The organism is Massilia sp. UYP32 (assembly GCF_050434365.1).
Classification (GTDB): Bacteria; Pseudomonadota; Gammaproteobacteria; order Burkholderiales; family Burkholderiaceae_D; genus Telluria; species Telluria timonae.
Map to the genome: position 1 here is coordinate 102,211 of NZ_JBNDIK010000002.1, position 15,151 is coordinate 117,361.

Here is a 15,151-nt window from a genome sequence, read left to right on the forward strand (position 1 = left end):
GGGAATCCTCAGCTGAACAGGCGCAGCGCGCGGGTCGAGCCGGCCGGGATGTCGGCCGCGTCCATCTCCTGGTAGAACTCGCCCACCTGGCTCTTGATCTCATCGAGGGCCTCGTCCACCAGCGGCTGGTCGAAATCGTCGACGATGGTCGCGTCCAGGCGCTGGGTCAGGCCGCGCGCGGTCTCGACCATGCGGCCGAAGCCGTCGCGCGCGGGGGCGACGCACGGCACGTCCAGCAGCAGGGTCAGGCGCGAGGTGGTGTCGGCGCCCAGGGTGACGTTGGTCGACAGCGTAAACAGCACGCCGCCGCCCGCGCTTTCCTTGTCCGGCATCGCGAAGCGGCCGTCCGGACGCACGTCGAAGCCGGCGTTCTCGAGGGCGCCGATCAGCGTCGACATCGCCCATGGCGCGCCATTCGCGGCCAGGTTGACGCCCAGCTGGGCGTCGTGGCCGGCCACGAAGCGGTGCAGGATGCGCGCCTCGGCCATCACCTCGATCATGTCCGGCACTTCCGGCTCGGCCCCGATCTCGTCGGCCACCGCGCGCAGGCGGGTGACCAGCTCGGAGTATTCGAGTTCGTTCAGCGCCGTGGTGCGGGTCGCCATCTGCACGCCGGCCTGCAGCTTGGTGTACACGCCGCCATGGACGATCGGCTCCCATTCGCCGCTGACGGCGAAGCCGATGTAGTGGATCGGCTTGTTGCCGACGCGGCGCAGCGTTTGCAGGGCCGGCAAGATCTTGTCGCCGCGCACAGGCGTTTCGAGCGAGAGGGGGATCAGGCAGTCGATCAGCGGATCGACCAGGCATTCGGCCAGTTCGGCGGCCGGCATGCCCGGGCGGGTGCCGGGCAGCGAGGCGGCCACCGCATCCTGGGCGGCGCTGGCGCCGGCGGCGCGGTAGCTGGTGGCGGGCGGCGTGACCGGCGCCGCAGGGGCCGGGGCCGGGGCCGGGGCCGGGGCTGGCGCGGCGGCCGGCGTCGGCGTGTCCAGCTGCGGCTCGGGCTTGACGTCGGCCGGCGCGAAGGCGTCGGCGTCGAGCACTGGCTCCTTGGCGAGCACCGGCGCCTTGTCGTCGAGGCCGGCCTCGAGCACCGGCTCGTGACGGTCCACGGCCGGCACCTGCTCGCCATCGCGCATCAGGACGTCGTCGTGGTCGGAGGCGAAGGCGCGTTCGACGCTCTTCCTGGCCTTGTATTCCTGCCACTTGTTGTAGGTGATGACGCCGACGACGAAGACGCCGCCGGCTGCGATCAGGCTCATTTGGAAATCAGTCATGCTGCTTGTGCCTCAATAGCGAAATTCGCGCCGGATCCGCCAGCCTTGCGGGCCACGCGGTCCTGTTGTTCAGCGAAATGGTTAATTCGATCGAAATGCATCCGTGCGGGCGCTCTCCCCACGGAAATTCGTGCAATCATACCAACTCCCCCGCGCGGACGCCATGGATAGCCGGCGCGCCACCGCGATCATCATGCGGGCGCCGACGCGTCCGGCGCACGGCAGGCCGGCAGGGCGACCACGACTTCGCTGCCCTGCCCCTCCCCCGGGCTCGACGCGCCGACCCGGCCGCCATGCAGGTGCACCAGCCGCTTGACCAGGGCCAGCCCGATGCCCAGGCCGCCCTGCGAGCGGTCCGGGGTGCGCTGCCCCTGGCGGAACAGTTCGAACACGCCGTCGACCAGCTCGGGCGCCATGCCGATGCCGTTGTCGCTGACCGCGATCTCGACCATGCCGTCCACCCGCGCCAGCGCGACGACGATGCGCCCGCCCGGCGGCGTGTACTTGGCCGCGTTCGACAACAGGTTCGCCAGCACCTGGACCAGGCGCTTGCGGTCGCCATGGATGCAGGCCCCGCCGGCGTGGTCGGCCACCGACAGCGCGTGCGCGCGCGCCTCGATGAGGGGGCGCGCCTGCTCGACGGCCTCGTCGACCAGCAGGCGCGCCGCCACGTCTTCCTGGACCAGCGCGATCAGTCCGCGCGTCACGCGCGACACGTCCAGCAGGTCGTCGATCAGGCCGGTCATGTGGGTGACCTGGCGCGCGATCACCTGGCCGATGTGCTCGACCTTGGCCGCATCGGCCTTGGCCAGGGGCAGCAGCGCCGCCGCGCTGCGGATCGGCGCCAGCGGATTGCGCAGCTCGTGGCCGAGCATGGCGAGGAACTCGTCCTTGCGCTGGTCGGCCTCACGCAGCGCATCCTCGGTCAGCTTGTGTTCGTGGATGTCGGTGCAGGTGCCCATCCAGCGCTGTATCACCCCTCGCGCGTCGTGCACCGGCAAGGCGCGGCCCAGCACCCAGCGGTAGGCGCCGCTGTGGTGGCGCAGCCGGTATTCGATCTCGTAGGGTTCGCCGGTGGCCAGCGAATGGCGCCACCTGGCCCAGGCGGCGTCCTGGTCGTCCGGATGGAACATGCCGTTCCAGGCCTCGCCGTCGGTCGAGCCGGGCGGTACGCCGGTGAAGGCGTACCACTGGTCGTTGTAGTAATCGTGGAAGCCGTCGGGAAGGGTCGACCACACCATCTGCGGCATCGCGTTCGTGATGGCGCGAAAGCGCGCCTCGCTCTCGGCCAGCGCGCGTTCGGCGGCGCGGGTCGCCGAGATGTCGATCACCACGCCGAAGCCCTGGCGGCCATCGGCCAGCAGGTTGCCGGCGCCGACCAGCACCGGAATGCGGCGGCCGTCGCGGTGCAGGAATTCCTTCTCGATCAGCGGCATCACCCCGTGCGCCTGCAGGCGCGCAAGGCCGGCGTCGTCGACCTCGCGCCACTCGGGCGGCGTCAGCGCGCGCCAGGACAGGCCGCGGCGGCGGTCCTCCTGGCTCAGTCCCAGCATGGAGAGAAACGCGTCGTTGCAGTCGAGGATCTCGCCGTCGACGGTGTAGCGCACCACGCCGACCGGACTGAGTTCGACCAGCCGCCCCAGTTCGCGCGCGGCCTGGTCGACTTGCGGCGGCAGCGCCGCGGCCACGCCCAGCACGCCCACGATGGCGCCATCGGCTTCGCACACCGGCGACAGCGCGAGCTTGACCCGCGTGGGCAGTTCCAGCTCGGCGCCGGCCTGGGCCAGGCTGCCGTCGAGGATGCGCGCAACCGGGTCGATGGCGCCCGGCAGCAGCGTTGCGAGCGGCGTCCAGGCATCGGGAGATGCGGTCCGAGCGCCTTCCAGCAGCGCCGTGAAGGCCGGATTGGCTGCGGCCATGACGCCGCCAATCCGGCTTTCGCCGCGCACGATGAACATCGGCGCCGGCGACGCGCCGATCAGCCGCACGCCCTGCTCCAGTGCTGAAGGGATGGGGGCGGGCTGCGGTGATCTGGAGTGGTCGGTCATTGCAAGCATTCGTACAGTGGCATGTGCCCCGGCAGAGGCGGGCCAGTGTAGCACGGCGGCCCGGGAAGGCCGCGCCCGTTCAGGCGGCGGCCAGGTCGGCGGCCGACTCCATGTCCACCGCCACGATGCGCGAGACGCCCTGCTCCTGCATCGTCACCCCGATCAGCTGACTGGCCATCTCCATCGCGATCTTGTTGTGCGAGATGAACAGGAACTGGGTGTGGTCCGACATGCGCTTGACCATGCGGCAGAAGCGCTCGGTGTTGGCGTCGTCCAGCGGCGCGTCGACCTCGTCCAGCAGGCAGAATGGCGCCGGGTTCAGGCGAAACATCGAGAACACCAGCGCGGTCGCGGTCAGCGCCTTCTCGCCGCCCGACAGCAGGTGGATGGTGGCGTTCTTCTTGCCCGGCGGCTGGGCCATGACCTGCACGCCGGCGTCCAGGATCTCGTCGCCGGTCATGACCAGCCTGGCGTTGCCGCCGCCGAACAGGATCGGGAACAGTTCGGAGAAGTGGCCGTTGACGCGGTCGAAGGTGTCCTGCAGCAGGTCGCGCGTCTCGCGGTCGATGCGGCCGATCGCGTCTTCGAGCGTGGTGATGGCCTCGTTCAGGTCGGCGTTCTGCGAATCCAGGAAGCGCTTGCGCTCGGTGGCCTGGGCCAGCTCGTCGACCGCCGCGAGGTTGACCGCGCCCAGGCCGTTGATGGCGTTCGTCAGTCGGGTGACCTCGCCCTGCAGGTACTGGGGCTTCAGGTCCGGGTCGAGCTTTTCGGACAGCGCCGCCTCGTCGGCGCCGGTGGCGGCCAGCGCTTCGGCGAACTGTTCCTGGTTCAGGCGCGCGGCCTGCTCCTTCAACTGCATCTCGGTGATACGGTCGCGCTGCGGCTGCAGGCTGCGCTCGGACTGCATGCGCGACTCTTCCGCCGCGCGCAGCTGCTGGGCGACCTGGTCCAGCTCGTGGCGGGCGTCGGACAGCGCTACCTCTTGCTTCGTGCGGCGGTCCAGCAGCTCTTGCAAGCCCTCGTGGGCGGTGCCGCTTTCGAGGGCTTCCAGCTCCAGGCGTGCCTGGGCCAGGCTGGCGCCGACCTGTTCGGCCTGGGTGGCGGCGGTCGCCATCGTGCGCCGCAATTCGTCGATGCGGCTGCGCTGGGCGCGTTCGGCGAACTGCGCCTCTTGCGCGCTGCGTTCCAGTTCGCGCAGGTGCTCGCGCGCGCGGCCAAGCGCCTGCTCCTGCTCGAGGAAGGCGGTCTGGCCGTTTTCGTGCGCCTCCTGCAGCTCGGCCAGTTCCAGGTCGAGCTGCTCGAATTCCTGTTCGCTTTCCGCCTGGGCCTGGCGCTGCTCGGCCTCCTGGGCCGCGATCTCGGACAGGTCGGCCGCGATCTGGCTGCTCCGCTGGTTGAAGCGGGCCTCGATCTCGCTCTGCTTGAGCACCTCGATCTGCAGCGCGTGCACCTCGCGCTGCAAGGTGGCCACGCGGCCGCGCGCATCCTGCAGCCGGCGCGCCAGGTCGGTCACGGCGGCGTCGGCGCGCACGGCGCGCGCACGCGCCTCGTCGGCCAGCAAGGCCTGGGCCTTGAGCTGTTTACCGATGTTCTCGATCTCGTGCTGGCGCGCCAGCATGCCGTCCTGCTCGGCGTCCGGCGCGTGGAAGCGCACGCTGGAGCGGGTCACCATGTGGCCCTCGCGCGTGACGAAGGCGGCGCCCTGCGGCAGGCGCGCGCGCTCGGCGAAGGCCTGGGCCGCGTCACCGGCCACGTAGACGCCGTGCAGCCAGTCCTCGAGCACGCCGCGCACGCCGGCGTCGTTCACGCGCAGCAGGCTGGAGAACGGCTTCAAGCCGTCGGGCGGCGCCGCGTGGCCGCCCGCCTGCGGCGCGTACAGCGCCAGGCGGGCCGGCGGCGCGTCAAGCACGAACGCCTTGGCCCAGTCGATGTTCGACACCTCCAGCGCGCCGGAACGCTCGCGCAGCACGGCTTCGAGCGCGGCCTCCCAGCCCGCTTCGACCTCCAGCTTTTGCCACAGGCGCGGCAAGCCGGCCAGCTCGTGCTTCTCGAGCCAGGGCTGGACCTTGCCCTGGGTCTGCACGCGCTCCTGCATCTGGCGCAGCGCGTTCAGGCGCGCCTCCAACTGGGCGTTGGCGGCGCTCTCGACCTGCACCTGCGCATGCGCTTCCTTGCGCTCGAGTTCGACCGCCTCTTGCCGTCCGGTCGCTTCTTCCAGCAGCATGGTCTGTTCTTCCAGCGACTGCTGCTGTTCTTCGAGCTGCAGGCGCAGGTTGTCGAGGGTCGCGCTGTCGGGCAGGTTGAGGCCATTCCTCTCCTGCTGCAGGCGTTCGCGCCGCGCCGCCAGGTTGCCCAGGATGCCGGCGGCGTTGCGGCCGTGGGCCGATGCCAGCTCGATGCGCTGCTGGACCTGCATGGTGCGCGCGCGCGAGCCGGCCTGGCGTTCCTGGCCGGCGCGCCAGGCCGCTTCCAGCTCGGGCAGGCGCTCATGGTGGACCTCGACCGCGATCTGGGCGCCTTCGGCGCGCGCGGCCAGTTCCTCCAGCTGCATCTCGGCTTCTTCCTGGCCCTCGCGGTGTTCCTGCTCCTGCGCCAGCCATTGATCTCGCTGCGCGGTGAGCGTGACGATCTGGTTCTGCAGGCGGGTACGCGACTCGACCACGAACTTGATCTGCGCCTCCAGGCTGCCGATCTCGGAATTGATCTGGTACAGGGCGCCCTGGGCCGTGTGCAGGCGGTCGCCGGCGGCGAAATGGGCCTGGCGCAGGTGTTCGAGGTCGACCTCGACGTTGCGCAGCCTGGCGGTCTGCGCTTCCAGGCTGGTCTGCGCTTCTTCCATCTCGCGGAAGAACTTCACCTGTTCGGCCTTGGCCTCGTTCTTGCGCATCAGCCAGAGCAGCTTCTGCTTTTCTTCCTGGTCGGCCTGCAGCTGGCGGAAGCGGTTGGCGACCGCCGCCTGGGCTTCGAGTTTTTCGAGGTTGGCGTTAAGTTCACGCAGGATGTCCTCGACCCGCAGCAGGTTCTCGCGCGTGTCCGACAGCCGGTTCTCGGTCTCGCGGCGCCGTTCCTTGTATTTCGAGACGCCGGCCGCTTCTTCGAGGAAGACCCGCAGTTCTTCCGGGCGCGATTCGATGATGCGCGCGATCATGCCCTGGCCGATGATGGCGTAGGCGCGCGGACCGAGTCCGGTGCCGAGGAAGATGTCCTGGATGTCGCGCCGGCGCACCGGCTGGCCGTTGATGTAATAGGTGGACGTGCCGTCGCGCGTGAGCGTGCGCTTGACCGCGATCTCGGCGTACTGGCCCCACTGGCCGGCGGCCTTGCCGGCGCTGTTGTCGAACACCAGTTCGACCGAGGCGCGCCCGGCGCTCTTGCGGTGGGTGGAGCCGTTGAAGATCACGTCCTGCATCGACTCGCCGCGCAGTTCGGAGGCTTTCGACTCGCCCAGCACCCAGCGCACCGCGTCGATGATGTTGGATTTGCCGCACCCGTTGGGGCCGACGACGCCGACCAGCTGACCCGGCACCTGGAAATTGGTGGGATCGACGAACGACTTAAATCCCGACAATTTGATGGAAGAGAGGCGCACGTGGATCGGCTATTGCTGTAGAGGTAAAGCGCGCATCATACCATTGCGGGCATGGGCTTGACCGCCGCGCTCAGGATGCGGCCGACCACGCCTTCGGCCGCCACCACCCGCATCGCGCCTTCGCGCAGCAGATCGATCAGGCGCGCGGCCGGCAGCGAAAACGCTTCCTGGCGTCCGGCGCCCGAGAAGATGTACAGCGTGCGCAGCGGGCTGACCCAGGCCAGGCGCACCCGGCGCACGATGTGCGCCTCGTGCAGTTCGAGCCGCATGCCGCGCTCCAGGCCGGCCAGGATGGCGGCCGCCGGATCGCTTGCCGCGGCCTGCGCTTCCTCGGCCTGGATGCGGGCCTGCTCCCGCTCCTCTTCCTGCTCCTGCGCCTGCTCGTATGCAACTCGGCGCAGCGCATCCTGCTGGGCCGCCTCGAGCGCCAGCTCGAGCTGGCGCTCGGGCAGCAGCTCGATCGGCGCACGCACGATCGAGGCGTGGCATTCGGCCAGCTCGGCGAAGAACTGCAGGCGCTCGGCGTCCTGCCAGCGGGTGGCGTCGAGCCAGTTGTTCAGGCTTGCCAGCAGCGCCGGCAGGCGCGCGATCAGGGCCTTCCTCTGCTCCTGGGTCGCCTTCGGCTTGACGCTCCAGATCAGGTCTTCCATCGTGCGCGTGGCATTGTCGACGGCGCCCGGACGGCTGTCCTCGATCGTGTAGGCCAGCGCCAGCGCGGCGCTCCAGCGGCCTTCGAGAAAACCGGTGACGGCCGGGGTCAAGCGTTCTCCGGCCAGGCGCAGCGCCACCGCGCGCCGGGCCGAACGTTCGGCGGCGGCGCGCTTCTCATTGCGCATGGCCTGGGCGATGGGCGCCGCCATGGCCGCCTCTTCCACCCTGTCGCGGGCGGCCAGGCCGGCCTCGATGTCGGCCACGGCCGCGGCGAACTCGGGGTCGACCTGGTCGCGCACGCGCTCGACGCTGCGGCGCATGGCGCGGTAGACCGGGTCGTCCGGGTCCAGGGGGCGCTCCCAGCCGGCCTGCGACAGCAGGTCGAGCAGGCGCCGCGCCGGATGGGCCTCTCGAAAGAAGAAGCTGCGGTCGCGCAGCGCGGTGCGCAAGACCGGCAGCTGCAGGTGGCCGATCAGTTCGCGCGTCTCGGGGGCGACGCCGTCGTCCTGCAGCACGCTGCCGAACACGCGCGACAGCAGGTCGAGCGTCGTTTCGTCGCCGCGCGACAGGGCGCCCTGCGGCAGGCTGGCGCGCAGGCCTGGCAGGACCAGCACGCCGGGCGCGGCGTCCGGGCCGGCGGCGCCGGCGCGCGCCAGCAGGTCGATCAAGGGTTGAACGGACGCCACCGGCGATGCGGCGCTGCCGGCGCCACCCGACGCGTGGACGGGGCCAGCATGGGCGCCAGGGCCCGCCGCGGCGCCGGACGGGACGGCGCCCGCCGCCGGCATGGGTGGCGCCAGCGGCGCCACCGCGAAGCCGGACGCCGCGCTCGGACGCCAGCCGCCGCTGCCCTGCGGCAGGTCCGGGATCTCAGGGACGGCCAGGGCCGGGTCGAACAGCTGGCGCAGCTGCTGGGCCAGCGCGGCGTCGCGCCGGGCGCGTTCGGACTGGCGCGACGCGCGGTCGTCGGTCTTGCTGAAGCGGGTGTCGGCGTCGCCGCCCTTGCGCCACTTGAGCTTGGCGACCAGGGCTTCGTACAGCGGCCCGAGATCGAACATCAGGCCGGGACGCAGCAGCGGTGCCACCAGGCCGTGGGCGTCGGGATCGGGCTCGAACTGGCGCCAGGCCGCGTCCACGGCGGCCAGGAAGACGTCGGGCCGGAAGGGGTTGTGGGCGGCGCGCACCAGGTCGCGCCCGAGCAGCAGGCCAAGACGCACGCCCAGCGTGGCCAGGCCTTCCGAATGCTGCAGGTCGAAGGGCCGGCTGACGGCGCCGAGCGCCATTTGCTGGTCGATCTGTTCCAGCGGGACCAGGCTCAGTTCGACCGGGGCGGGCGCGGCTTCGGCCGGGGCGCCAGCGGCGTGCGGGAGCAGGCGCGCGACTTCCCGGCGCAGGGCCGCCTCGATCTCGCTCGTCGCCAGGTGGGTGAAGGCGTAACCGTTGTCCTTGAGAAGATTGCCCGATTTGACGCGCCGCATGACGGTGGCGGGGTCGAGCCCGGCCGCGGTCAGGTCGAGCAGCGCCGACACCATGCGCCGCGCCATGTCCGCCAGGCCGGACTCGGCATGGCTGCGCGCAATGTCGACCAGCTCGGCCAGCGCCGCCTGCTGGGCGGGTGCGGCCTTGCGCGCGGCAAAGGTCTGGGCGGGTGGGGTGGCCATGACGGTTCGGCGAAGTGAGGCAAGGCCCTATTCTGCCATATTCTTACCTCTCAGCAATGACCAAACACATCCCGGCCGGGGCGCCATCGGCCGCCAGCGCGACCGGCGGCGGACCGTCCCGGTTCAGATATTGCGCAGGATGGCGCCTTTCGGCGGCGCGAAGTCCAGCACCTCGTGGATCATCTTCGCCTTCTTGGCGTCGCGCGCGGTCAGGTGCAGGTCGCCGTACTGGTGCACGCTCCACTGCTCGGGCGAGAGTTCGATTTCCTTGCGCAGGATGGCCTCGGTGCGCGCATCGTCGGCGCGCAGGCCTTCGACGATGATGTTGAGCGCATCCGGCCGCGAGCCGGGCGAGGCGGTCGCATGCGACTTGTGGATCATGAAGCGCGCGGTCTCGCTGGCGTAGCGGCGCGAGCCGGCCAGGTAGAGCACCACCGCGATCGAGGCCACCGCCCCGGCGTTGTACATCACGAACCGGATCGGCGAGCTGGCCATGAAGTTATACAGGCACAGGCCGTCGCTGACGTAGCCGCCATTCGACTGCAGCAGCACATGGGCGGTATCGATCCCGTCCTCGGTCATCGCCGCCACCGCATCGAACATCCGGTGCACCATATCGCTGTTGACGTCGCCCGACAGCGTGTACCAACCCTCTTTCTCCTGCAAAGTTTTTTCTTCGTTCATAGTCTGTTCCCGCCTACAAAGTAAGTGGAACAAGTGTAGCAAATCACGACAAACACCCCGAATGCCCTGCACCAATAGTGCGCAGCAATACTTTTTAGCAATCTCGCAGTGAAACGCTACAATGAGGGTCAGAGTAGATTTATTGGGCAATTCCTCAAAGTTGTCAAACAATTCGACTCCGACCCTATTTAATTTTGGGCCGTTTAGCGCTATCAAAATCCGTATTTGATTCTCAGCGTTAAATAGTTTTCCGGATGAATGCTTTTTGTTTCCCCGGCGGTCATAAATTAAATAGGGTCGGAGTAGCATTAACGAGCAACTTCGAAAGTGGTCAAAGAAGTCGACGCTGACCCTCATTGTTGGGTAAGGGGTTGGGGGCAATAAATGGAGGGGCTTGTGTGGTTGACAGGGTTGGCGGGCTGGCATATCCTCCGCAGTCTTGATCGGGAGAGCGCAGCGACGCTGCCGCCGAAGGGGCACTCACCCATAAACTCTCAGGCAAAAGGACCGGTCAAGGGACGGCGGCGCACGGCGCGGCCGGTCAACTCTGGAGAGCGGCCGCGATGCGGCCCACCGAAGGGGCAAGCGGCGCCAGCCGCTATCTCTCAGGTACCAAGGACAGAGGGGTCGATAGCGCACGACGATCGTGCCGACACCCTATTCATGCCCGAGGATTCCATGACGCTCAAAGCGACCCCGCTCAATTCCGCTCACCGCGCCCTTGGCGCCAAGATGGTCGATTTCGGCGGCTGGGACATGCCGGTCAACTACGGCTCCCAGATCGAAGAGCACAACGCGGTGCGCAGCGACGCCGGCATGTTCGACGTGTCCCATATGTGCGTCGTGGACGTGAAGGGCGACAACACCCGCGCCTTCCTGCGCGGCCTTTTGGCCAATAACGTCGACAAGCTGCAAACGCCGGGCAAGGCCCTGTATTCGTGCATGCTCAATCCGGAAGGCGGCGTCATCGACGACCTGATCGTCTATTTTCTGTCCGAAGACTGGTTCCGCATCGTCGTCAACGCCGGCACCGCCGACAAGGACGTGGCCTGGATGAACGGGCAGAACGCCGCCACCAGCAGCGGCGTGAGCATCACCCAGCGCCGCGACGGCAACGACCCGATCGCCCTGGTCGCGGTCCAGGGCCCGAACGCCCGCGCCAAGGTGTGGCAGGTGCTGCCGACCACCCAGGCGGCGACCGAAAACCTCAAGCCCTTCAACGCCGCCATCGTCGGCGACACCGCCTTCGGCGAAGCCATGGTCGCCCGCACCGGCTACACCGGCGAAGACGGCTTCGAGATCGGCGTGCCGGCAAGCCAGGCCGAAGCGCTGTGGAACGCCCTGCTCGCCGCCGGCGTCAAGCCGGCCGGCCTCGGCGCGCGCGACACCCTGCGCCTGGAAGCCGGCATGAACCTGTACGGCCAGGACATGGACGAAACCACCAACCCGCTCGACGCCGGCCTGGCCTGGACCATCGACCTGGTCTCCGAGCGCGACTTCATCGGCAAGGCCGCGCTGCAGGCCAAGGGCCAGCAGGCGCAGTTCGTCGGCCTGATCCTGCGCGAAAAAGGCGGCATCCTGCGCGCCCACCAGCGCGTGATCGCCGCCTCCGGCAATGTCGGCGAGATCACCAGCGGCACCTTCAGCCCCAGCATGCAGCAGGCGATCGCCCTGGCGCGCGTGCCGATGGACGTCGCCGTCGGCGACACCGTGCAGGTCGCGATCCGCGACAAGCACCTGGCCGCCAGCGTGGTCAAGCTGCCGTTCGTGCGCAACGGCAAAGTGCTGGCCGCCTGAATCGCCGGACCGGATAACAAACACCTATACTAATAACCCCACCATCCTCAGGAGTTTCCATGAACATCCCTACCGACCTGAAATACACCGAATCCCATGAATGGGTGCGCCGCGAAGAAGACGGCAGCCTGACCGTGGGCATCACCGAATACGCGCAGGACGCGCTGGGCGACATCGTGTTCGTCGAACTGCCGCAGGTCGGCAAGGCATTCACCGCGGGCGACGACGCCGCCGTGGTCGAATCGGTCAAGGCCGCCAGCGACATCTACGCGCCGGTCTCGGGCACCGTCACCGCCGTCAACCAGCCGGTCGCCGACGCGCCCGACTCGATCAACCAGGATGCCTACGGCGCCTGGCTGTTCAAGCTGGCCCCGAGCGACGCTGGCGCCTACGACAAGCTGCTCGACGCCGACGCCTACGGCAAGACCACCGACCACTGATGGTCCAAGGTGCGCCCTTCCCCGGGCGCACCGCCCTGCGCATCCCCTTCTTGATCCAGCCAGCATCGGCGCCAGACCCTTCCGGACTCTTTTCTTATTATGACCCGCTCCAGCCTCACCCAACTTGAAGCACGCGATTCGTTCATCCCGCGCCACATCGGCCCGTCCGAATCCGAACAGGCAGCCATGCTGTCGACCCTCGGCTACGCCACCCGCGCCGCCCTGATCGACGCCGTGGTCCCGGCCAACATCCGCCGCAAGGACAAGCTGGACCTGGGCCAGTTCGCCGAACCGCGCACCGAAGAAGAAGCGCTGGCGCTGCTCAAGGGCCTGGCGTCCAAGAACAAGGTGCTGAAGTCGCTGATCGGCCAGGGCTACTACGGCACCCACACGCCGAAGGTCATCCTGCGCAACATCTTCGAAAACCCGGCCTGGTACACCGCCTACACCCCTTACCAGCCCGAGATCTCGCAGGGCCGCCTGGAAGCCATCCTGAACTTCCAGCAGGCGATCACCGACCTGACCGGCATGGGCATCGCCAACTCGTCGATGCTGGACGAAGGCACCGCCGCTGCCGAAGCCATGACCCTGATCCAGCGCGTCGGCAAGTCGGCCTCGAAGGTGTTCTACGTGGCCGACGACGTGCTGCCGCAGACGCGCGAGATCATCCAGACCCGCGCCGAGCCGATCGGCGTCGAAGTGCGCAGCATCGCACCCGCCGACATCGAAAAGCTCGAAGAAACCTGCTTCGGCGTGCTGCTGCAATACCCGGGCGTCGACGGCGAAGTGCGCGACTACCGCGCTGCTTGTGAGCACCTGCATGCCGCGGGCGCGATGGTGATCGTGGCCGCCGACCTGCTGGCGCTCACGGTCCTGACCCCGCCGGGCGAATGGGGCGCGGACGTCGTGGTCGGCAACAGCCAGCGCTTCGGCGTGCCGCTCGGTTTCGGCGGCCCGCACGCCGGCTACCTGGCCACCCGCGACGAATTCAAGCGCAGCATGTCGGGCCGCCTGGTCGGCGTCACCGTCGACGCCCAGGGCAACCCGGCCTACCGCCTGGCGCTGCAGACCCGCGAACAGCACATCCGCCGCGAAAAGGCGACCTCGAACATCTGCACCGCGCAGGTGCTGCTGGCCGTGATGGCCGGCATGTACGCGGTCTACCACGGCCCGCAAGGCCTGGCCCGCATCGCGCGCCGCGTGCACCGCCAGACCACCATCCTGGCCGCCGGCCTGCAGCAGCTGGGCTTCGAGCTGGCCAACAAGACCTTCTTCGACACCCTCACGGTGCGCGTGCAGGACGCCGGCGCGATCCACCAGCAGGCCACCGCGCGCGGCCTGAACCTGCGCCAGATCGACGCCACCAGCGTCGGCGTCTCGCTCGACGAAACGGTCACCCGCGACGACCTGGCCAACCTGTTCGCGGTGTTCGGCAATGGCAAGACGGTTGACCTGGACCAGCTGGACGCCGGCGTCGCCGACGCCTTCCCGGCCGCCCTCGCCCGCACCAGCGCCTACCTGACCCACCCGACCTTCAACCGCTACCACGCCGAGCACGAGATGCTGCGCTACCTGCGCGCGCTGGCCGACAAGGACCTGGCGCTGGACCGCACCATGATCCCGCTCGGCTCGTGCACCATGAAGCTCAACGCCACCGCCGAGATGGTGCCGGTCACCTGGCCCGAGTTCTCGAACGTCCACCCGCTGGCGCCGAACGAGCAGACCATCGGCTACCGCGAGATGATCGCCCAGCTGGAAGCCATGCTGTGCGCCGCCACCGGCTACGCCGCCATCTCGCTGCAGCCGAACGCCGGCTCGCAGGGCGAGTACGCGGGCCTCCTGGTGATCCAGAAGTACCATGAATCGCGCGGCGAAGGCCACCGCAACGTGTGCCTGATCCCGTCCTCGGCCCACGGCACCAACCCGGCCTCGGCCAGCATGGTCGGCATGAAGGTCGTGGTCACCGCCTGCGACGACAACGGCAACGTCGATCTCAGCGACCTGAAGGCCAAGGCCGAGCAATACAGCAAGGACCTGGCCTGCGTGATGGTCACCTACCCGTCGACCCACGGCGTGTTCGAGGAAGGCATCAAGGAACTGTGCGAGATCGTGCACGCGCACGGCGGCCAGGTCTACGTCGACGGCGCCAACATGAACGCGCTGGTCGGCCTGGCCGCGCCGGGCGCCTTCGGCGGCGACGTCAGCCACCTGAACCTGCACAAGACCTTCTGCATCCCGCACGGCGGCGGCGGCCCCGGCGTCGGCCCGATCGGCGTCGGCGCCCACCTGGCGAAATTCCTGCCGAACCAGCTGTCGACCGGCTATGTGCGGGACGAGAACGGCATCGGCGCCGTCAGCGCCGCCGCCTTCGGCTCGGCCTCGATCCTGCCGATCTCGTGGATGTACATCGCGATGATGGGCGCCGCAGGCCTCACTTCGGCCACCGAAGTGGCGATCCTCAACGCCAACTACATCGCGCGCCGCCTGGCCCCGCACTACCCGGTGCTGTACGCCGGCCACGACGGCCTGGTCGCGCACGAGTGCATCATCGACCTGCGTCCACTGCAGGACAAGACCGGCATCAGCAACGAAGACGTGGCCAAGCGCCTGATGGACTTCGGCTTCCACGCCCCGACCATGAGCTTCCCGGTGCCGGGCACCCTGATGATCGAGCCGACCGAGTCGGAATCGAAGGCCGAGATCGACCGCTTCATCGAGGCGATGATCACCATCCACGCCGAGATCGTCAAGGTCGAGCGCGGCGAGTACGACCGCATGGACAACCCGCTCAAGGGCGCGCCGCACACCGCCGAAGTCGTCACTTCCGACGCCTGGGCCCACGGCTACACGCGTGAAGTGGCGGCCTTCCCGGTCGCCGGCCTGCGCAAGAAGAAGTACTGGCCGCCGGTCGGCCGCGCCGACAATGTGTACGGCGACCGCAACCTGTTCTGCGGCTGCGCGCCGATCAGCGATTACGAGTGATCGGTTGACGCACTGACCGGGATCG

General features: G+C 68.8%; 8 protein-coding genes and 2 riboswitches. Of the genes, 3 read left to right on the forward strand and 5 right to left on the reverse strand.

The window, feature by feature from the left end; all coding sequences use genetic code 11:
- Positions 1-8: 8 nt before the first annotated feature.
- From ABIB42_RS01945 to ABIB42_RS01965, 5 genes are all read right to left on the reverse strand, one after another.
- Positions 9-1,274, reverse strand: a complete 1,266-nt coding sequence (locus tag ABIB42_RS01945) for a cell division protein ZipA C-terminal FtsZ-binding domain-containing protein (protein WP_429247805.1) — start codon at positions 1,272-1,274, stop codon at positions 9-11.
- Positions 1,275-1,465: 191 nt separating this feature from the next.
- Entirely contained in the window at positions 1,466-3,322 is a 1,857-nt protein-coding gene (locus tag ABIB42_RS01950; protein ID WP_429247806.1) for a PAS domain-containing sensor histidine kinase, read from the reverse strand.
- Positions 3,323-3,401: 79 nt separating this feature from the next.
- Positions 3,402-6,911 (reverse strand): chromosome segregation protein SMC, encoded by a 3,510-nt coding sequence (smc, locus tag ABIB42_RS01955; protein WP_184240311.1) that lies wholly within the window; start codon positions 6,909-6,911, stop codon positions 3,402-3,404.
- Positions 6,912-6,946: 35 nt separating this feature from the next.
- Positions 6,947-9,223 carry a DUF1631 family protein gene (locus tag ABIB42_RS01960; protein WP_429247807.1) on the reverse strand — a complete coding sequence of 759 codons (2,277 nt, stop codon included), beginning with the start codon at positions 9,221-9,223 and terminating at the stop codon, positions 6,947-6,949.
- Positions 9,224-9,346: 123 nt separating this feature from the next.
- Positions 9,347-9,907 carry an ATP-dependent Clp protease proteolytic subunit gene (locus ABIB42_RS01965; protein ID WP_005667461.1) on the reverse strand — a complete coding sequence of 187 codons (561 nt, stop codon included), beginning with the start codon at positions 9,905-9,907 and terminating at the stop codon, positions 9,347-9,349.
- A 434-nt stretch (positions 9,908-10,341) separates the two neighbouring features.
- Positions 10,342-10,427, forward strand: a riboswitch (glycine riboswitch).
- A 17-nt stretch (positions 10,428-10,444) separates the two neighbouring features.
- Positions 10,445-10,539: riboswitch (glycine riboswitch) on the forward strand.
- A 46-nt stretch (positions 10,540-10,585) separates the two neighbouring features.
- On the opposite strand from ABIB42_RS01965, the gene gcvT reads away from it, so the two are divergent.
- The 3 genes from gcvT to gcvP all read left to right on the forward strand — a co-directional run bounded on the left by gcvT (position 10,586) and on the right by gcvP (position 15,126).
- On the forward strand, positions 10,586-11,704 hold the full coding sequence (gene gcvT / locus ABIB42_RS01970) for a glycine cleavage system aminomethyltransferase GcvT (protein ID WP_005667460.1): 1,119 nt from the start codon (positions 10,586-10,588) through the stop codon (positions 11,702-11,704).
- 59 nt (positions 11,705-11,763) lie between these two features.
- Positions 11,764-12,144 (forward strand): glycine cleavage system protein GcvH, encoded by a 381-nt coding sequence (gcvH, locus tag ABIB42_RS01975; RefSeq protein WP_005667458.1) that lies wholly within the window; start codon positions 11,764-11,766, stop codon positions 12,142-12,144.
- Between the two features lie 99 nt (positions 12,145-12,243).
- The gene (gcvP, locus tag ABIB42_RS01980) at positions 12,244-15,126 is read left to right on the forward strand and encodes an aminomethyl-transferring glycine dehydrogenase (protein ID WP_219864354.1); all 2,883 of its coding nucleotides are present in this window, start codon (positions 12,244-12,246) and stop codon (positions 15,124-15,126) included.
- Positions 15,127-15,151 lie beyond the last annotated feature (25 nt).

Bases quoted from the DNA above. Each gene is read 5' to 3' on its own strand.
- ABIB42_RS01945 (WP_429247805.1), bottom strand. From the start codon at position 1,274: ATGACTGATTTCCAAATGAGCCTGATCGCAGCCGGCGGCGTCTTCGTC.
- ABIB42_RS01950 (WP_429247806.1), bottom strand. From the start codon at position 3,322: ATGACCGACCACTCCAGATCACCGCAGCCCGCCCCCATCCCTTCAGCA.
- ABIB42_RS01960 (WP_429247807.1), bottom strand. From the start codon at position 9,223: ATGGCCACCCCACCCGCCCAGACCTTTGCCGCGCGCAAGGCCGCACCC.
- ABIB42_RS01965 (WP_005667461.1), bottom strand. From the start codon at position 9,907: ATGAACGAAGAAAAAACTTTGCAGGAGAAAGAGGGTTGGTACACGCTG.
- gcvT (WP_005667460.1), top strand. From the start codon at position 10,586: ATGACGCTCAAAGCGACCCCGCTCAATTCCGCTCACCGCGCCCTTGGC.
- gcvH (WP_005667458.1), top strand. From the start codon at position 11,764: ATGAACATCCCTACCGACCTGAAATACACCGAATCCCATGAATGGGTG.
- gcvP (WP_219864354.1), top strand. From the start codon at position 12,244: ATGACCCGCTCCAGCCTCACCCAACTTGAAGCACGCGATTCGTTCATC.